Here is an 18,118-nt window from a genome sequence, read left to right as displayed (position 1 = left end):
CGGTTACCACGGAGCCCATCCTGTATCTCCGCCATTCCGACAGCCACTCACGTACCGTCCCCTCGGCCCGCTCGACCATCTCCGCGATAATATCCAGGCCGACGCCGCGGGCAGCGTACACAATCGCCTCCGCCTTCATTCTCACCAGCCTGTAGGTGTCTGAGCGCTTCTTCCACCTGATGAGGATGTCCCGTTCCTCGTCCGTCATGTCGATCTGCATGAGATTATCTTATACGAGGTGCTCCGCAGACGCCAACCAGGAATCCCGCAGCAGTTGCCCCAGAATGCCATTTTGTTTAATTCCGGCCATACAAGAGCCGTGAAACCCGGTCCGCACCGACCACCCCCGCACTTTGGCACCAGGATCCAGCCGGCCCGGCCGGCACCGACCCGAGCGCCTCAGCCGGCCGCTGTCGTCCCGGCCAGGACGGTGCGGCAGACCGCCTGCGCCTCCTGGATCCCCACCAGGATCGCCTCGGCCTGCCACACGACCCACGCCACGACGCCGTCGCGGGTCCCGCCGGCATAGGCGGCTGCCGCGTCCGCGTAGGCCAACGGCACCCGGCCCGCGTACTGGTCGGTGACCGCCACCCCGGTCGGCTCAAGCCCGTCGCGAGTGATGAGGTGGCGGACCAGAAGCCTGCCGACGGCCGCGTTGCCCACGAGGAAGGGCCGCACCGCCACCATCTCCCCGTGCACGACGGCGGCCCGCACGAGCGCCGGTGCGCCGGGCAGGTCGATAAGACGGGCCACGCCCTCCAGGCGTGCCGTCAGTGCCTCGCCATCGGGCGCGGTGCCCGGCCCGCCCTCCACGGGCGCGGTCCCGGCCGGCCGGGGAGCGGCCACGGCATCCAGCGGAACGCGCCCGGCCACGGCGATGGGCCCGACGACGTCCCGGTGCAGGGCCGCGAGCAGCGCCCGGGGGCCCGGCTGGGCGGGTCGGGCGTCGCCGCGCAGGTCGGGCATCCAGGTCGTCAGCCGCACCCCGGCCCGCCACAGTCCGGCGACGGCGTCCAGCGACGGCTCACCCGTGGACGCCTCGGTGAGACCGCCGGAGGCGACGGCGTCGCGCAGGACGGAGGCGGGCAGGACCACGCCCTCCACGCCGCCGGAGGCGATCGCGCCGCGCACCGCCGCCTCGGCCCGGGCCTCGCGCCACCGTCGCCGCAGGGCCTCGTGGAACCGCAGCTCGGCCGAGGCCTGGCGCAGGGCCTCCTCGGCGCGCACGACCCGGGCGTCCGCAGCGATCGAGCGCAGCGCCTCGGCGGCCGGGTCGGCGCCGGCTGGGCCGCCGACCCGGCCGCCGAGGCCGCCCGCGCCGTCAGGACCGGTCGGGCCGCTGGAACGACCCCGTGGCCGGACGTCCGGCCCCTCGCCCCGCCTGGGGCTCGGACCAGGCCCGGGCCCGATGCTCACCGACATGCTGATCACCGCACCACTGTAGACAGCCCGAGAGGCCGGGAATGCCCGGCCCGGCGGAGAATTGTAGGCTTCGAGCCGTGACCCCCGCACAATCCCCCGCCACCCGCACCGCGCCCCCCACGCCATCGGGAGGCGTGCCGGTCGCCCCGCGCTCCCGGCGCGCCGACTACCTGCTGACCGCCGCCGTCGGGCTCGTTCTGCCCCCCATGATCATGGCGCCGCTGGGCATCGCCTCCCGCTTCACCGCCGTCGGCCGACTGCTGCCGGCTGTGCTCTTCCTCGCCCTGACACTCCTCGTATGTATTGCGTCACAATGGCTTTTCGCCGCCCGCTCCTCACTGGGAGGCCTCGTGGCGGGCTTGACGGCACTGGCCGTGCAAGCGGTGGTGCTCCTGGCCCCGCAGGGCGCCCAGTCCTCCCCCATGCCGTGGGCGCGCGCCTTCATCCCCACCGGCGCGCTGCTGGTGACGGCGGGGGTGCTCCTGGGCGGCTCGTGGGGCATGCGCCACGCCCGTCGCTCCGGGCGAGCCGACGCCCGCCTGGCCGTGCGCCTGGCCGCAGCCGACCGCGCCCGGGGGGTGACGCCGTCCGCCCCGCCGTCCAGGCGCCGCGCCCACGCCCTGTCCTTCGTAGTGACGGCGACGACGGTTCCCGGCGCGCTGCTGCTCCTTCAGCACGGATACGCCGAGCTGGTCGGCCCGGGCCGCTCAGGCCTCTCCGGAGCGCCGACGGCGCTGGCCGCTCTCGTCCTGCTCGCAGCGGGCGCCTTCTTCACGGGCCGCTCGACCCTCGGCGCCCGGGCGATCGGACCGCTGCTCGTGCTCGCCGGCCTGCCCGCACTGCTTTACGGCGTGTGGCCCGCGGCGCCGGGAGCCGCACGGCTCGCGCGGTGGCTGCCGAGCGACCCGACCGGGGTGGGGCTCATCGCAACCGGCCTGCTGCTGACGACCGTGGGCTGGGGAGTGCATCTGGCCAGGCGTCAGGGCCGGGCCGGCGAGCTGGCCGGGCTCAAGAGCATGGAGACGACCACGCCGGCGAACGGCACCGCCCGCCCGTGAGCCGGGAGAGCCCATGGAGAACCGCAGCCCACAACGGAGGCCCCGGCACGCCTCCTCCCAACCAATCCGTCTCACGACTACGGTGGTAGCGCAGAAGGAGGCCCCGTGAGTACTGAGAACCCCGGTCGTCCTGAGGATGAGGCACCCGGCCGTAACGCAACGAACGATCCTGTCGGAGGAGGCACCCCCGCCGACGAGACGCCATCCCTGGAGATCCCCGCCCTTGCGCCAGTGGTGGGCGCCAACGGCGAGATTCTCACTGTGCGGGAGGACGCCGCGCAGTTCGACGCCGCCCCCTTGAGCGGACCCGGACCGCTCGGCCCCGGCGTCGGGATGGCGCCCCCGCAGGCCGGCACGCCCACGACCCCGCAGGCCGGCGTCGGCCCGTCCAGCCCGCAGACCAGCACCCCCGGCACGCCCGCGACCCCCGGCACGCCCGCAACCCCCGGCACGCCCACGACCCCGCAGGCCGGCACCCCCGGGCCCGCAGCGGGCGCCTTCCCCTTCGAAAGGCACGACGAAGACCCTCTCACCCTGGAGAGGCCCGACTCGGCGGTCTTCGCCCCCGACGCCGGACGGCCCGGCAAGACCGACAAGCCTCCCGTCGAGGACACAGCGGTCCGTCGTCGCTCCCTGTTCACCCCCGCCCAGCCCGTCCCCGCGGAGACGCCGAGCGCCACCGGTGCGGCGCCCGCGGAGGCCGCCGCCTTCCCGGACGCGGCACCCGGTGCGGGCGGGCCCGCAGGCTATGCCGCGTCACCGGGGGCGGGCCCCGGGCCAAACCCTGTCCCCACCCCCGCCGTCGAGCCCGAGCAGCCGGAGACCCGCAGGACCAGGCGCCGCTCCCGCCCCGCCGACAATGACGAGGAAGACGTCCCGCTGGACGGCTCCACCGTCATCGGCCGCCCGAGGTCGCGGGCCGGCACCCACTGGGCCGGAGTCCTCGTGTCGATCGTGGCACTGCCCGTGACCTGGTTCTTCCTCCACGACGGCGCCTCCATGGCGACATCCCACGCCTCGGACTCATTCGCCTTCACCATGTCGCCCCGCGGCCTGACCGAGCTGGCCGTGGGAGCGCTCGCACTCATCATCGCCATGTGGGTAGCACGGCGCACCTCCGTGGGCAGCATTGTGGTCGGCACCCTCTCGATCCTGCTGGGGCTGCCCTTCCTCGTCGCCCCCGGCGTGATGACAGACGCGTTCTCGCCCTTCCTCAGCGCCCTGAGCACCCAGTCCGCCCTCGGCCAGAGCATGAGCACCTACCTGTGGGCCGACGCGGTCACGGGAAAGTTCCTGGCCCTGGGCCTGTTCATGGTGATGGTCGGCGTCGTCTCGTACACGGCGCGCCTCGAGGGGCGGCGCGAGCAGGAGAGGATCGACCGGGATCGCCGTCGTGCCGGCAGTGCGGACTGAGCCGCCGGGGGTGGGGCGGAGGCCGGCGCCCGCCCGCCGCCCCGCTCATCTAGCCTGGGGGACGTGCCCGACACCGCTGCCACCCCGTCCATGACATCCGTGCGCGACGCCCTGCGCGACGTCGTGCCCATTGTGATCGGCTACGTGACGTTGGGGCTGGCCGCCGGCATGCTGCTGGTCGCCGAGGGGCTGTCGTGGTGGTGGGCGCCCCTGTGGAGCGTCGTCATCTACTCCGGGACCATGCAGATGCTGCTCGTGCCCCTGGCCGGGGCGGGCGAGCCGTTGGCGGCGATCGCGACCTCCGCCGTCTTCGTCTCGGGGCGGCACGTCTTCTACGGGCTCGGCTTCCCGCTCGACCGCGTGCGCGGGCGCCTGCTGACCCGGCTCTACGCCGTCCACGCGATCACCGACGAGGTCTACGCGCTGCTCGCCTCCAAGGACCGCAGCGCGATGAGCGGGCGCTACATCGTCGCAGTCGAGGTTGTCAGTCATGCGTCGTGGACCCTGGGCACGACGGCGGGGGCGCTGGCGGGCACAGGGCTGGCGGCGCTGGTCGGCGAGGACATCAAGCTGCTGGGCTTCGTGCTCACCGCGCTGTTCGTCGTCCTGGCGATCGAGAACTGGAAGAACCACCCCGACCGGGCGGTCCTGGTCGTCGGAGTGCTCGCTGGGGTGGTGGGCATGACGATCGGCGGGTCGGCTGCGCTGCTCAGCGCCCTGGGCGTGCTGGCGGCGGGGCTGATCGCGCTCTACGGCTGGCGCCGGCGCGCCGGCGCGCGGACCCGGAGGATGCGTCCCGACGCGGGCGCCGCCGGGATGCGGACGCCCGGAGAGAGCCGCTCATGCTGACCGACCCTCAGATCGCCGTCGCCGTCGTCATGGTCGCTCTCATCACCTACGCCTGCCGCATCGCGCCCTTCGCGCTCCTGCGGGGCCGCCGCAGGAGCCCGCTGCTCGACTTCCTGTCCTCGGCCATGCCGCTGGGCGTCATGATCGTGCTCGTGGCCTACACGCTCGACGACGTCGGCCCCGCGCCCGCCACCTGGCTACCGGCGCTGGCCGGCATAGGGACGACGGCGGGCCTGCACCTGTGGCGCCGCTCGATCGGCCTGTCGCTGATCGGCGGGACCGGGATCTACGTGATTGTGAGCCTTCTGCTGGGCTGAGGGCGGCACCTCACGGGCTCGCACCGACCAGGCGCGCGGAGTGCGCGGGTGAGTGCCGGCCACGCACGCCGCAATCTCATGTTCCGTCCGCAGCGAGGCGCGTTCCGTCCGCGGCGCAGTGTGAATTGCGACCGCGTGGGGCAGAGGTTGCACATGGGAGAAGAGGGCCTCACCGGGATGGGCGCCGATTTTCCGCGTGATTCCGCGATCTCTCGGCATCGGTCAAGACGAGCTGACGCGCTCCCATGTGCGCAGACCCCCCTGTACGCACATGGGAGCACGTCAACCAACTTTGATGGCCCAGGCAGAACCGTAGAATCTCAACGAAAACCTGCGGCTTCTCTGTTAGGCAGCCTCTCTCCCATGTGCGAACCGCCCCCGGGCAGGGGTTCTTCCCGTCCGCACCCGGATGCCGGCGAACAGCGTGCGCAGGCATCACCAGGGCCGGCAGCCCTCCTCATGCGCTCGCCCAGTCACGCGCAGAGTGCAGGGCTCGGACCGTCACCGGCCCACTGTCCAACCCTGCGGGCCCGTGCCGACGCCGCCCGGCTCGCATCGAAGCGCGGGCCGCGGGCTCCCCGCCCGGGGACGGGCGCGGCGGCGATTCGCGCACGGCAGAGCGCGGCCCGGCACAGAGAACGCCTGTTCTCGTTGAAGCACCGCGGTTCCACCCAGTCCGTCAAGACGAGTCGGCGCAGTCCTTCGCACGCGCAGAGGGCCTTTCCACATGACGGCCGAACCGGATGCCGCATCCTCCACTCCCATGCGCTTCCAGGACGGCCGACGGCCACGGCACCGAGGGAGTCTCGGCGCGGCTCCGCGGTTTCGCGGCACGGGCTGGACGGCGCGGGACGCTGAGGACGCCCAGGGCGGCCGCTGTCCGGGGCGCAGCAGCGCCGGCCTGACACCCGCCGGGAGCCGCTGCGCCTCGAACCGATCTCGAGCCGGAGTACGACCGATCTCGGCGCGGAAGTGAACCGATCTCGACGAGAGGGACACCGCCACCGGCGCGGCCCCCTCCCGCACCCTGTCGTCAATCACCTGGCTGATCGATCCCGGGCGCTCGTCTCCGTCCGGCCGGCGCGCCGACCTGCGCACCCGTCCGCAACCAGACCCGGCCTGCGTCTCGCCGGAATCAATCATCTAGGCTGCACTGGTGCCCGTCATCGTCAACCGCCCCGGACCCTGGACCCACCGCAACCTCACCGCGGGCGGGACCCAGTTCCACGCAGCCCTCGCCGGGCCCGAAGAGCCCCCCTCGTCACCGGGCACCGGCGCCCTCACGGCGCCGGGCTCAGCCGAGCCCCTGATACTGCTCGTCCACGGCTTCCCCGAGTGCTGGTGGACGTGGCGGCACGTCATCGAGCCCCTGGCGGAGGCCGGCCATCGCGTCGCCGCCGCGGACCTGCGCGGTTTCGGTGGCTCGGACCGACCGCCGTCGGGCTACGACCTGGTGACGCTGGCCTCCGACCTGGCCGCCGTCGTGCACGCGCTGGGGCACGAGCGGGCCGTTGTCGTCGGGGCCGGCCTGGGCGGGCAGGTCGCGTGGGCACTGGCGAACCGGGAGCCGACGATGACCGCGGCCATCGTGCCCGTCGGGGCGCCGCACCCGCTGGCGCTGCGATCGCTGCGCGGCCGGATCGTCTCCGGGGCGGCGCTGCAGTACCTGTGGCTCAAGACGCCCCTGCTTCCGGAGCGGGCGCTGCGCACGGCCCCGGGCGTCGACCGCCTGCTGCGGTCCTGGGCGGGCCCCCGCACCAGGCAGGCCGCGGCGGAGCCTGCCGGCTACTACGCCGCCCTCATGGCGCGGCCGGGGGCGGCGCGCTCGGCGCTGGAGACGGTTCGCCGCACGGTCCTCAGCCGTGAGGAGATCATGTGCCTGAGCGCCCCTGCGGAGGTGCCGGTCATGAGCGTGCAGGGCGAGGTGGACCCGGTTCAGCCGGCGCAGGCGTACGCGCGCGACGTCCACCATGTCGCGGAGCACCTGCGGCAGGTGACGGTGCGTGGCGTCGGGCACTTCCCCCACGAGGAGGCTCCCGAGCAGTTCGTCGACGCCCTCCTGCCCTTCCTCGCCGAGATCAGCCAGAAGCGATAGGGCGGTGGACGGGACGGCCCCCGGCACCCGATCGCAGCCCCGAGGAAGACGGCCGCAGGACGTCAGCTCACACGCCCACCCGCGGGCACAGCTCGGCCTCGGCCAGCACGCACTCCCCGCACCGCGGCGCGCGGGCGCCGCACACCGCGCGCCCGTGCGCAATGAGGCGGTGGCAGCCGTCGGTCCAGCGCTCCGGCTCCCACAGCGCGGCCAGGTCGCGCTCCACCCGCAGCGGGTCCTTCGCCGTCGTCCAGCCCAGGCGCCGCGACAGACGGCCCACATGGGTGTCCACGGTGAGCGCTGGCACCCCGAAGGCGTTGCCCAGCACGACATTGGCGGTCTTGCGCCCGACGCCGGGCAGGCTCACGAGCGCCTCGCGCGATCGCGGTACGACGCCGTCGAAGCGCCCGGCCAGCCCGTCGCCCAGGCCGATGAGCCGCTCGGCGCGCATGCGCTGCATGCCCAGCGGCCGCAGCAGCGCCTCGAGCCGGCCCGAGTCGGCGGCCGCCAGCGCACCGGCGTCGGGACAGGCCTCGAAGAGCGCCGGGGTGACGGTGTTGACGCGGGCGTCGGTGGTCTGAGCGGACAGGACCGTGGCCACAAGGAGCTGGAAGGGACCGTCGTGGTCCAGGGTGCAGCGCGCATCGGGGTAGGCGGCGGCGAGCTCGTCATCGACGGCGCGGGCGCGCAGGGCCGTCGCCCCCGGGCGCCCGAGCGCGTCAGCCGGCGCGGTCGCGTACCCCCTCATTCGCTTTCCTCACTGTCATGCGCCCCGGCCCTCGGATGCCGACCGGATCACAATAGAGACTACAATGTTTATCCGCGTGCCACAGATCACAAGCCGTGGCAGGATAGAGCACAGGGCTGCCCGCTGAAGGCCGGGACCCAGCCGATCAACCCCACAGGAGGACCTTCGTGGAAGACAGCATCATCGCCAGAATCCCGCTTTTCGAGGGAATGACCCCCGACGAGCAGGACGAGCTGCGCGCCATGATGACGCAGACGACTCTGCGTCGCGGCGAGACCCTCTTCAACGAGGGGGACGCCGGCGACCGCCTCTACATCCTGCTCTCCGGCAAGGTGAAGCTCGGCCACGCCTCGGCGGACGGCCGCGAGAACCTGCTGGCCGTGCTCGGCCCGGGCGAGGTGGTCGGCGAGCTCACCCTCTTCGATCCGGGCCCGCGCTCGACGACGGCCACCGCCGTCGCCCCCACCGAGTTGCTGGCTCTCGAGCACACGCAGCTCATGGGCTTCGTCGAGTCGCACCCGACCCTGGCCAAGGACATGCTGCGCGCCCTGGCCCAGCGCCTGCGCCGCACCAACACCGCGCTGGCGGACCTGGTCTTCTCCGACGTCCCCGGGCGCGTCGCCAAGGCCCTGCTGGACCTGGCCGACCGCTTCGGCTCGACGACGGACGACGGCGTGCACGTCCCGCACGACCTGACCCAGGAGGAGCTGGCCCAGCTCGTGGGGGCCTCCCGCGAGACGGTCAACAAGTCCCTGGCGGAGTTCGTCTCCCGCGGCTGGATCCGCCTGGAGGGCCGCGCGGTCACGCTGCTCGACGTCGATCGCCTGCGCCGTCGCGCCCGGTGACGGACCTCCGTGGCCGCCCGCGACTCCGGCGGGGCGCCGCCCGTGCGAGGGCGCGCCCCGCCGGCGGCCGGGGCGTCAGGCGCGCGGGCGCTTGAGGTAGGCGACGAGGCTGTCCGAGCCGGTCGGACCGGGGATGACCTGGACGAGCTCCCAGCCGTCGGCGCCCCACTGGTCAAGGATCTGCTTGGTGGCGTGGGTGAGCAGGGGGACGGTGGCGTATTCCCAGGCGGTCGGGTGAGTAGTCATGGCGCGAGCCTACGGGCAGCCCCGCACGACGGTAAACCTCGCGCGTGCGGGGGCGATCCGACTCAGTCCGGTCCTGGGCGGCCGCGCGCGTCGGGGAAGTGACGCGGGCGGCGCCGACGCCGGAGCCGCCCCCTCGCCGAGATCGGTAGATCTCCGGCTCGAGATCGGTTCACTTCCGCGCCGAGACCGGTCCTCGACGCCGATGCGGGCGGGTGCTCGCCCGCCTCACCTCACGCGGGCCAGGATCCGCGGGGCGCGGCGGGCGTGGATCTCGGCCACGAGCTCGTCGTCCTCCCGGCGCAGCCACTCGCTCCAGTCGGTCACCTCGGGGAAGCGGCGCAGCAGTGCACGACGCTCCCGCTCGGTCAGCCCGCCCCAGACTCCGAAGGAGGAGGCGGAGTCGAGGGCCTCGGCAAGGCACTCCATGCGGACCGGGCACGAGAAGCACAGTGACCGGATGTCCCGCTGCTCGGCGCCCTTACCGAACAACTGATCTGGATCGACGTTGGCGCACGCCGCTCGAACAGCCCAGGTCTGGTCGGTCGTCGTCATCTCTCTCTCCCTAGCCGGGTCGGCCGACGACGATGTCAGCCGCATCACACTGACGACCGTATGTCACACGTTGGCCTTAAGCCAAATCCGGCTCAGATTCGCAGCGTCCGGGAGGGCGCGCCGGCCGCCCTCCCGGGGCGTCCGCCCACCACCCGCACGGGGCGAACGCCCCTCCCTCGGCAGGGCGCTCGCCCGTCAGCACCCGCCTTCGCACAGGCGCCGGCCCTCCGCAGGGGCGCTCCGCGCCCCCTTCTGCGCCCGTCCGGCGCCCGTCCGCCCCCCGCCGAGCGGGCACCAGCCCTCCGTGCTCCTTCATGCGCATTTCTTAGGTCTTTTTCAGACCGATCGCGTCGTAGCCCACAGCGCGAACGGACGATTGCCCGTAGGCTTGCCTCCATGTCGAAGTCTTCCCCCCGTGGCAGGTCGCTCTCGCCCGCCCAGGTGGTCTCCATGCTCCTGGTCTTCGTGCTCCTGTCGACCGCCGGCGGCATACTCGCCGCCGGGTTCGCCATGCCCGCCGTCGGCGCCGCGGCCGCCTTCACGAGCGCATCCGCCAACTTCTTCGACGAGCTGCCCGACGACTTCGACCTCCTCGAACCGAGCCAGATCTCGGTCATCAAGGCCTCCGACGGCACGCAGATCGCGCAGTTCTACGCCGAGAACCGCATCGTCGTGCCCCTGGCCGACATCTCCACCAACGTGCAGAACGCCATTATCGCGGTGGAGGACCAGCGCTTCTACCAGCACAAGGGCGTCGACCCCACCGGTATCGCCCGCGCCATGGTCTCCAACGCCAACGGCGGCTCCCAGGGCGCCTCGACCCTCACCCAGCAGTACGTCCGCAACGTGCTGGTGGAGGCGGCCATCCAGAACGACGACCCGTCGGCGCAGTCCGCCGCGACCGCGCGCTCGGCAGGTCGCAAGATCCGCGAGATCAAGTACGCGCTGACCCTTGAGCAGAAGTACCCCGACGCGAAGCAGCGGATCCTCGAGGGCTACCTCAATATCGCCGCCTTCGGCCCGTCCACCTACGGGGTCGAGGCATCCGCTCGGCACTACTTCTCCCACTCCGCCAAGGAGCTCTCGATCCCCGAGGCGGCGCTCCTGGCGGGCCTGACCAACGCGCCCGGCGCCTATGACCCGATCGCCTACCCGGACAAGGCCAAGGACCGCATGGACTGGGTCCTGGACAAGATGCTCGAGGAGCAGTTCATCGATCAGGACCAGTGGCAGGCGGGCAAGAACACCAAGATCGAGGACCTGCTGCACGTCACGGAGACCGTGGGCGGGTGCGGCACCGCCGGGACGGCGGCCTACTTCTGCGAGTACGTGAAGTCCGAGATCGAGAACTCCGAGCTCTTCGGCGCCACGCCGAAGGAGCGCAGCCAGCGGCTCCTGCGGGGCGGCCTGACCATCACCACGACGCTGGACATGAACAAGCAGGCGGCCGCGGACGCCGCCGTCCAGGAGTATGTGCCCACGGGCGACCCGTCCAACGTCAAGGCGGCGCTGTCCTCCGTCGAACCGGGAACCGGCCGCATCGTGGCCCTGAGCCAGAACACGAATTACGGGGTGGCGACCGAGGACGATCCCTCGACCACGCAGATATCCCTCAACGCCGACGCCTCCCACGGAGGTCTGGAGAATTACGACGGCACCTCCGGCTTCCAGCCGGGCTCGACGTTCAAGGCCTTCGTCCTAGCGGAGTGGTATCAGGAAGGTCACTCGGGCAACGACGTGTTCAACACCAGCCCAACCACCTTCGGCGCATCGGACTGGACGATCTCCTGCGACCCCTCCAAGGCCGACAAGTGGACCGTCGGCAACGCCAACGCGAGCGAGGGCGGCAATCACACCGTCATTCAGAGCACCGCCCAGTCCATTAACGTCGGCTTCGCCAGGATGACGCAGCAGATGGACATCTGCAACATCACGGACCGGGCCGCCCGGCTCGGAGTCACCACCAACTCCGGGAGCCCCCTGGTCCCCACGCCGTCGATCGCGCTGGGCTCCCAGGAGGTCACGCCGCTGCAGATGGCCAGCGCCTACGCGGCCTTCGCGGCCCACGGCCTCTACTGCCGCCCGATCGCCATCGACTCCATCCTGGACGCCGACGGCAACTCGCTGGAGGTGCCCTCCGCCAACTGCACCCAGGCGATGGACTCCAACGCCGCGGACAAGACGGCGATGACCCTCACCCACGTCCTGGACAAGAACGGGACCGGTAAGGACGCGGTCCTCAACGGGCGTCAGGCCGCCGGGAAGACCGGAACGACCGAGTCCATGGACAACGCCTGGTTCACGGGCTTCACCCCGCAGCTGGCGACATCCGTGTGGCTGGGGCACTCGGAGGGCTACTCCTCGATGGACCACCAGTACATCGGCGGCCGCTACTACACCACCATGTACGGCTCGGACGCCCCGGTACCGCTGTGGAAGATGTACATGGACAAGGCGCTGGAGGGCCAGCCCGCCCTCGGCTTCACACAGGTGGGCCTCGGCGTCACGCCGAGCGCCGCCCCGCCCTCGGCCACCGGCCCCGAGGGCCAGAGCGGGCAGGACGTCCAGGCCTCGAGTCCCGCCGCGGGGCAGAGCCCTGTGCAGAGCCCCGCCCCCTCCCAGCAGGCCTCGTCACAGGGGCAGCCGGCCCAGGGCCAGGCGCCCCAGGCGGGGGCGTCCCACCCGCCGTCAGCTGGCCCGGGGGCGCAGGAGGGCGCCGGGCAGTCCGCCACCCAGGACAGCCAGGACATTCCGATGACCCCGCCGAGCCAGCGGAGCCCCCAGGGCAAGGACGGGGACTGACAGGGTGCCCGTGACCATGCACAGTGCGGCGCGCTCGCTCGCCCGCATCGCTGCCGGCGTGACTGCCGCGGGCGTCGGCCTGCTCGGATACACGCTCATCGAGGCGCGCCGCCCCGTGCTGCGGCGCGTCGACGTCCCCCTTCTCGCCGCCGGCGAGGAGCCCCTGACCGTCCTGCACCTCAGCGACCTGCACCTGACCAGCCGCACCGAGGCCCGAGTCTCCTGGGTGCGGGGGCTGGCCCGCCTGCACCCCGACGTCGTCGTCAACACCGGCGACAACCTGTCCTTCGCCAACGGCCTGGAGCCGCTGGGGCGCGCGCTCGAGCCCCTCCTGGGCCGGCCCGGCGCCTTCGTCCTGGGCGACCACGACTACCGCACGACGCTCTTCAGGCTGCCCACACGCTACCTGCGCCCGAACCCGCCCTCGCCCTACGACGACCTCGACGAGGCGGAGGTGGCACTGCCCTGGGGCGAGGTGCGCGACCTGCAGGCCTCGGGCGGCTGGGCGGACCTGACCAACGCCCGCGGCGCGATCGCCGTCGGCGGGCGGCGCATCGAGCTGGTCGGGGTGGACGACCCGCACGCCGAGCGCGACGCCTTCCCGGCGCCCGTCTCTCGGGACGACGACGACGGGGGCGGGCCGGCGGTGCTCGGGCGCGACGGCCGCCCGCTGCGGATCGGCGTGCTCCACGCGCCCTACCGGCGGGTGCTGGACGCCATGGCCGACGACGGCGTGGGCCTGGCGCTGGCCGGGCACACGCACGGCGGCCAGCTGTGCCTTCCCGGTGTCGGCGCCCTGGTGACCAACTGCGACCTCGACCGCGGGCGGGCCTCGGGCCTGTCGCAGTGGCCGGGCCGCATCGGCTCCCCCGAGGCGGTCGGCGACATGTATCTGCACGTCTCGGCGGGCCTGGGCACGAGCCCCTACACACCGGTGCGCCTGGCCTGCCGCCCGGAGGCCACGCTGCTCACGCTGCTGCCCGCCGCCTGAGTCCGCCGCACCGCGCCGCCCGCCCGCTTTTCCCCGCGTCGAGATCGGTTCAGTTCCGCACCGAGATCGGTTCGGTACCGGAGTGGATCACCCGGCTGCGCCGCACTCTTGATGACGAGTACGGGCCTCGCATCCGCGTGACCGATGCCTCTTCGGGCGGATTTCCTTCCACCGTCATGAGCCGACTATGCTTTCTTCTGCTGCACACGGGGTGTGGCGCAGCTTGGTAGCGCGCTTCGTTCGGGACGAAGAGGTCGTGGGTTCAAATCCCGCCACCCCGACTAATGTGACTCAGTTCACGTTAACTGGATTCTGGTGCGCGCATCGCCGGTCCCGCGGTCAGTTCAGCGGGTAGGGCTATGGCTCATGCGGCAGCCCCAAACTCACTCAGTCACCAGGGAAGCAGCGCCCGAACAGCCCCGGGCCGGGACCCGCCCGTGACAGACTCTTCTACGAGGTGGAGCAACAGCTTGGCCTGTCCCGACAGATCGCGGCACTGTGCGCAGTGACTCATCCGGTGGTCTCCAGGGTCATCTCCTGTCACAGGATGTCCATTGAATGAGCGAGCCGCCGAACACGCGACCCGAGTCCCGCTCCCTGCTCACCAGAGGTGAGGCGTGAAGTCGCGAGCGCGACCGGCCACGGAACCACGGAAGGCCGACTAAGTTCTCGCAACGACCCATAAGCGCGGGGGCACAGGCCTCGACCTGGTCGGGGAAGCCCGATTCCCAGGCAATCCCGCGATAGAGATGAGCAAGATGGCGCCGTGCCCGCGGGGAATAGACGACGCGGCGTGCCGGCTGGCTCCACCACCGGCCTCGCCCCTCCCGCCGGCCCCCATCCCGCCACTGCCGTCGGCCATCTAAAATGCTGCACGACATGAGCGCCCCGACAACCATCGGCTCCCTGGTCGCCCTCGCCGTCGCACTGGGGGCGGCGGACTCCGGAGACCTCACGCCCGCCGAGGCCCGGCTCGTCCGCAGCATGCGGGCCCCCGCCTCGCGCCCGGGCCCCGGCGGCGAGCGCCGCGGCGGCCCCGCCTTGCGCCCGGGCCCCAGCAGCTCCGCCTCGCGCCCGGGCCCCGGCGGGCGCCCAGCCCCGGCCCCCGCCGTCGTGGACGAGATCCGGGCGCGCATCCGCGATGGTGAGGACCCGCTGGGCGAGGCCTACTGCGCCATCCGCTCTCCGCAGGAGCGCCGCCGCCTCGGGCAGACCTACACGCCGCCGGAGATCATCGGCTCCATGGTCGGCTGGGCAGCCGGTCAGGGCCGGCCGGCGCGCGTCGTCGACCCCGGAGCCGGCTCGGGCCGCTACCTGCTGGCCGCGGGCCGCCAGTTCCCGCAGGCCTCGCTGCACGGCGTGGACATCGACCCGCTGGCCACGCTCATGCTGCGCGCCAACCTGGCGGCCGCCGGCCTGGCGCACCGCGCCCGCATCCACCTGGCCGACTACCGCGCGCTGAGCCTGCCGGAGGCCCCGGGCCCGACCCTCTTCCTCGGCAACCCCCCGTACGTGCGCCACCACCGGATCGCCCCGGAGTGGAAGGCCTGGCTCACTGAGACGGCCCGACGCCGCGGCCTGCCCGCCACCGCGCTGGCCGGGCTCCACGCCCACTTCCTCCTCGCCACCGCCGAGCTCGGGCACGACGGCGACTACGGCGCGTTCATCACCTCCGCGGAGTGGCTGGACACCGGCTACGGCCGGCTCATGCGCCGGCTTCTTCTCGACGACCTGGGGGCTGCATCGATCCACGTCCTCGACCCCGCGGCCGCACCGTTCGCCGACGCCGCCACCACCGGCGCCATCACCTGCTTCCGCATGGGCCGGAGGCCGCCGTCGATCACAATCCGCCGAGTCGCGTCGGTGCACAAGCTGGGCCGGCTCGACCAGGACCGCGACATCCCCCGGCACCGCCTTGCCGAGGCGGCCCGCTGGTCGGCCCTGACGCGCGCGGCCCCCGGGATCCCGACCGGCTACGTCGAGCTCGGCGAGCTGTGCCGGGTGCACCGCGGAGCCGTCACGGGCGCCAACGCCGTGTGGGTCAGGCGCGACCGGCGCCTCGCGCTCCCCGCCAGGGTGCTCTTCCCGAGCATCACCCGGGCCCGCGAGCTGTTCGACGCCGGTGCCCGCCTGGAGAGCGCGGACGCCCTGCGCCGGGTGGTGGACCTGCCCGTGGACCTCGATGTCCTCGACGACGACGAGCGCCGCCAGATCGACGCGTTCCTGCGCGAGGCCAGGGCGCTGGGCGTCCCTGAGGGGTACATCGCCTCCCGGCGCAGGGCCTGGTGGAGCGTGGGCCTGCGCGAGCCCGCCCCCATCCTGGCCACCTACATGGCCCGCCGCCCCCCGGCCTTCGTGCGCAACGACGCCGGTGCCCGTCACATCAATATCGCCCACGGGCTCTACCCGCGCGAGCCGATGGCTGGCCCGCTCCTGGACCGCCTCGCGGACCACCTGCGCGCGGGGGTCGCCCTGAGCCGGGGGCGGACGTACGCCGGCGGCCTGGTGAAGTTCGAGCCCGGGGAGATGGAGCGCATCCCGGTGCCGGGCCCGGACCTGCTGGCCGAGGGGCCGCCGCCCGGGGAGTCGTAGCGGCGCTCGCGCACCCGCGCAGGGACCGCTGTCGGAGTCGGGCCCGATCGGGGTCCCGCACGGCCGGCCCGATCGAGGCCCCGCACGGCCGGTCCTGAGGCTGGGCCCTCCCGCCTCGGCCGCCCGACGGCCCTCCGCCCGCTACGACTGGATGTCGCGCATGAGGATGACGAGCTGCACCCGGTCGCGCAGGTCCAGCTTGGCCAGGATGCGGGTGACGTTCTTCTTCACCGAGTCGGGGGCGATGGTGAGACGCTGGGCGATCTCGGCGTTCGTCAGCCCCTGCGCGACGAGCTCGGCCACCTCGTGCTCGCGCCGGCTCAGCCGGCCGAGCCGCTCCAGGGCGGCGCGTTGCTGGGGCGAGGCCACGGGCCGGAACATGTGGCGGTTGAGCAGCTCGCGGGTGATGCGCGGGGTCAGGATGGCGTCCCCGGAGGCGACCGCCCGGACCGCCTGGTGGAGCTGGTCCCTCCGCGTGTCCTTGAGGAGGAACCCGGCCGCGCCCGCGGACAGCGCGCCGAAGGCGTAGTCGTCCTGGTCGTAGGTGGTCAGCACCAGCGTCTTGATGGTGGGGTGCAGCTGGGTGATGCGCGCGGTGGCGTCGACGCCGTTGAGGACGGGCATGCGGATGTCCATGAGCACGACGTCGGGCAGGCGCTCATGCCGCTGGGCGAGGCCGTCGAGCTGGTCGAGGGCGTCCTGGCCGTTGTCGGCCTGCGCGACGACCCGCAGGTCGTCGGCCCGGTTGATGGTCAGGGACAGGCCCATGCGGGCGGCCTTCTGGTCGTCGACGATCATGACGGCAAGCGCCCGGCCGGCGCCGTTCCCAATGCTCCTGGACCTGCTGCCGGGCACGGTCATGCCTCCGTCCGGTGAGGGACGACGGCCGGGGCCGTCATCGTGCTCGTGCCGGGCGCCGCCCGCGCGCCCGCCTGGTGGGGGACGACGGCGTGCAGTCTCCAGCCGCCGGGAACAGGACCGGCGCTCAGGGTGCCGCCGGCCTCGTGGAGCGCCTCGGCCAGGTGGATGAGCCCGTGCCCGGACGACGGCGCGGCGAGGGGCCCTTCAGGAGGCCCCGGCTGCGGGACCCCATCCTCCTGAGCGCTCAGAGCGCCCTGTGCGCGGCCGTCGTCGGACACGGTGATCCGGGTGGCGCCGTACGCGTGGTCCAGGGCGACGACGGCGCGGGTGGCGCCCGCGGCGTGCCGCATGACGTTGGTGAGGGCCTCTCGCACGACGGTGTAGACCAGGGCGCCGACCCCGGGGTCCTCGGGGCGGAGCCCGGTCTCGGTCAGGGCGGCGCCGATGCCGGTGGCCCTCACCGTGGTGAGCAGCTCGCCCAGGCGGTCCCAGCCGCGAGGCCTGACGGCGTCGCCGGCTGCGGATGGGAGGGGGGACAGGGCGTCGACGGCGTGACGCGTGTCGGCCAGGCCCTCGCGGGCGAGGGCGTTAATGGTGCCAATGGCCTCGTCGAGGTCGGGGTCGCCGGTGGCGCCCGCCAGCCCCTCGGACAGGGAGATGATCGCGGTGAGGTCGTGCCCCACGGAGTCGTGGAGCTCGGCCGCGACCCGCGCCTGGCGGCGGGCGGCGTCGCGCTGCGCCAGCAGCCGGTGCTCGGCGGCCTGAGCCGCGAGCAGGGCGTCGCCGTGCTCCAGGGCCTCCCTGCGGGACCGGGAGATCGCTGCCGCGGTGACGACGGCGGAGAGGAGGATGAGGTACGGAATGAGGATGTCTCCCGGAGTGAAGGATGAGGACGTCCCGGCCAGGGGAAGGGCCCAGCCGGCGACGACCATGAGCAGACCGACCAGGCGCTGAGCCGTTCCCGCAATGACGAAGAGGGAGTAGAAAGCGACCAGCGTCAGAACGGCCAGGCCTCCGCGCAGCCCCCACAGGTCCATGGCCGCGGAGGCCAGAGAGACCGCAATGACGACCGCCAGCGGCCGGCGGCGCCGACCGAGCAGGATCAGGGTGGCGAGCAGGCCGAACGCCAGCCAGGGTCGGACGTTCTCCTGAGGACCGCCGAAGACCAGGGTCCGGCCCAGGACGAGCAGCTCGAACAGGCCCATGACGGCCACGACGGCCCACAGCCCCACGGCGCTCGTGCGCCACCAGGCGGCGACCCGGTCCAGGAAGGTGCGCGGAACCCTCGGCCCCGCCTGAGACGCCGGCACGGACGGCTCAGGCGGGA

15 protein-coding genes, 1 tRNA gene and 1 pseudogene are annotated in these 18,118 nt (G+C 72.9%); 10 read left to right on the top strand and 7 right to left on the bottom strand.

The features are described from left to right. Positions 1–220 (bottom strand): annotated as a pseudogene (locus O145_RS11595) (helix-turn-helix domain-containing protein); the annotation flags it as partial. 179 nt (positions 221–399) lie between these two features. Further along, positions 400–1,422 (bottom strand): Fic family protein, encoded by a 1,023-nt coding sequence (locus tag O145_RS11590; RefSeq protein ID WP_324252502.1) that lies wholly within the window; start codon positions 1,420–1,422, stop codon positions 400–402. A gap of 77 nt (positions 1,423–1,499) precedes the next feature. Between O145_RS11590 and O145_RS11585 the strand changes: the two genes are divergently transcribed. From O145_RS11585 to O145_RS11565, 5 genes are all read left to right on the top strand, one after another. Next, the gene (locus O145_RS11585) at positions 1,500–2,480 is read left to right on the top strand and encodes a hypothetical protein (protein WP_229118529.1); all 981 of its coding nucleotides are present in this window, start codon (positions 1,500–1,502) and stop codon (positions 2,478–2,480) included. 105 nt (positions 2,481–2,585) lie between these two features. After that, positions 2,586–3,893, top strand: a complete 1,308-nt coding sequence (locus O145_RS16615; protein ID WP_156966740.1) for a hypothetical protein — start codon at positions 2,586–2,588, stop codon at positions 3,891–3,893. Positions 3,894–3,983: 90 nt separating this feature from the next. Then, positions 3,984–4,742, top strand: coding sequence for an AzlC family ABC transporter permease (locus tag O145_RS11575; RefSeq protein WP_229118531.1), 759 nt, complete (start codon positions 3,984–3,986; stop codon positions 4,740–4,742). After that, positions 4,736–5,059 carry a branched-chain amino acid transporter permease gene (locus tag O145_RS11570; RefSeq protein ID WP_043563157.1) on the top strand — a complete coding sequence of 108 codons (324 nt, stop codon included), beginning with the start codon at positions 4,736–4,738 and terminating at the stop codon, positions 5,057–5,059. Before O145_RS11575 ends, O145_RS11570 begins: the two co-directional genes overlap by 7 nt. Positions 5,060–6,215: 1,156 nt before the next feature. Beyond that, complete coding sequence (locus O145_RS11565) at positions 6,216–7,154, top strand: alpha/beta fold hydrolase (RefSeq protein WP_043563155.1); 939 nt, start codon at positions 6,216–6,218, stop codon at positions 7,152–7,154. Between the two features lie 67 nt (positions 7,155–7,221). On the opposite strand, the gene nth is transcribed toward O145_RS11565, so the two are convergent. Continuing rightward, positions 7,222–7,902 (bottom strand): endonuclease III, encoded by a 681-nt coding sequence (nth, locus tag O145_RS11560; protein WP_052375076.1) that lies wholly within the window; start codon positions 7,900–7,902, stop codon positions 7,222–7,224. A gap of 167 nt (positions 7,903–8,069) precedes the next feature. On the opposite strand from nth, the gene O145_RS11555 reads away from it, so the two are divergent. Then, positions 8,070–8,747 carry a Crp/Fnr family transcriptional regulator gene (locus O145_RS11555; protein ID WP_043563152.1) on the top strand — a complete coding sequence of 226 codons (678 nt, stop codon included), beginning with the start codon at positions 8,070–8,072 and terminating at the stop codon, positions 8,745–8,747. 75 nt (positions 8,748–8,822) lie between these two features. On the opposite strand, the gene O145_RS17500 is transcribed toward O145_RS11555, so the two are convergent. Both O145_RS17500 and O145_RS11550 read right to left on the bottom strand, forming a co-directional pair. Next, positions 8,823–8,993 (bottom strand): DUF4177 domain-containing protein, encoded by a 171-nt coding sequence (locus O145_RS17500; RefSeq protein ID WP_084682566.1) that lies wholly within the window; start codon positions 8,991–8,993, stop codon positions 8,823–8,825. Positions 8,994–9,218: 225 nt separating this feature from the next. Beyond that, positions 9,219–9,545 carry a WhiB family transcriptional regulator gene (locus O145_RS11550; RefSeq protein WP_043563151.1) on the bottom strand — a complete coding sequence of 109 codons (327 nt, stop codon included), beginning with the start codon at positions 9,543–9,545 and terminating at the stop codon, positions 9,219–9,221. A 396-nt stretch (positions 9,546–9,941) separates the two neighbouring features. Between O145_RS11550 and O145_RS11545 the strand changes: the two genes are divergently transcribed. From O145_RS11545 to O145_RS11530, 4 genes are all read left to right on the top strand, one after another. Then, a complete protein-coding gene (locus tag O145_RS11545) occupies positions 9,942–12,347 on the top strand; it encodes a transglycosylase domain-containing protein (RefSeq protein ID WP_043563150.1) in 2,406 nt (801 codons plus the stop codon). Between the two features lie 10 nt (positions 12,348–12,357). Continuing rightward, positions 12,358–13,338, top strand: a complete 981-nt coding sequence (locus O145_RS11540) for a metallophosphoesterase (RefSeq protein ID WP_411265959.1) — start codon at positions 12,358–12,360, stop codon at positions 13,336–13,338. Positions 13,339–13,545: 207 nt separating this feature from the next. Then, positions 13,546–13,619, top strand: a tRNA-Pro gene (locus tag O145_RS11535). 598 nt (positions 13,620–14,217) lie between these two features. After that, positions 14,218–15,930, top strand: a complete 1,713-nt coding sequence (locus tag O145_RS11530) for a methyltransferase domain-containing protein (RefSeq protein ID WP_156966739.1) — start codon at positions 14,218–14,220, stop codon at positions 15,928–15,930. A 141-nt stretch (positions 15,931–16,071) separates the two neighbouring features. Here O145_RS11530 and O145_RS11525 read toward each other — a convergent pair whose 3' ends face one another. Then, entirely contained in the window at positions 16,072–16,791 is a 720-nt protein-coding gene (locus tag O145_RS11525) for a response regulator transcription factor (protein ID WP_052375074.1), read from the bottom strand. Next, on the bottom strand, positions 16,788–18,101 hold the full coding sequence (locus O145_RS11520; protein WP_229118528.1) for a sensor histidine kinase: 1,314 nt from the start codon (positions 18,099–18,101) through the stop codon (positions 16,788–16,790). The genes O145_RS11525 and O145_RS11520 overlap by 4 nt, the downstream gene beginning before the upstream one ends. Positions 18,102–18,118: the final 17 nt, after the last annotated feature.

It is taken from the genome of Actinomyces israelii DSM 43320 (genome assembly GCF_000711965.1).
Taxonomy (GTDB): Bacteria; Actinomycetota; Actinomycetes; order Actinomycetales; family Actinomycetaceae; genus Actinomyces; species Actinomyces israelii.
The sequence above is the reverse complement of the archived record's forward strand: the minus strand, read 5'-3'. Positions and strand labels throughout refer to the sequence as shown.

Bases quoted from the DNA above. Each gene is read 5' to 3' on its own strand.
- O145_RS17500 (WP_084682566.1), bottom strand. From the start codon at position 8,993: ATGACTACTCACCCGACCGCCTGGGAATACGCCACCGTCCCCCTGCTC.
- O145_RS11575 (WP_229118531.1), top strand. From the start codon at position 3,984: ATGACATCCGTGCGCGACGCCCTGCGCGACGTCGTGCCCATTGTGATC.
- O145_RS11530 (WP_156966739.1), top strand. From the start codon at position 14,218: ATGAGCGCCCCGACAACCATCGGCTCCCTGGTCGCCCTCGCCGTCGCA.
- O145_RS11570 (WP_043563157.1), top strand. From the start codon at position 4,736: ATGCTGACCGACCCTCAGATCGCCGTCGCCGTCGTCATGGTCGCTCTC.
- O145_RS11590 (WP_324252502.1), bottom strand. From the start codon at position 1,422: ATGTCGGTGAGCATCGGGCCCGGGCCTGGTCCGAGCCCCAGGCGGGGC.
- nth (WP_052375076.1), bottom strand. From the start codon at position 7,902: ATGAGGGGGTACGCGACCGCGCCGGCTGACGCGCTCGGGCGCCCGGGG.
- O145_RS11525 (WP_052375074.1), bottom strand. From the start codon at position 16,791: ATGACCGTGCCCGGCAGCAGGTCCAGGAGCATTGGGAACGGCGCCGGC.
- O145_RS11545 (WP_043563150.1), top strand. From the start codon at position 9,942: ATGTCGAAGTCTTCCCCCCGTGGCAGGTCGCTCTCGCCCGCCCAGGTG.
- O145_RS11550 (WP_043563151.1), bottom strand. From the start codon at position 9,545: ATGACGACGACCGACCAGACCTGGGCTGTTCGAGCGGCGTGCGCCAAC.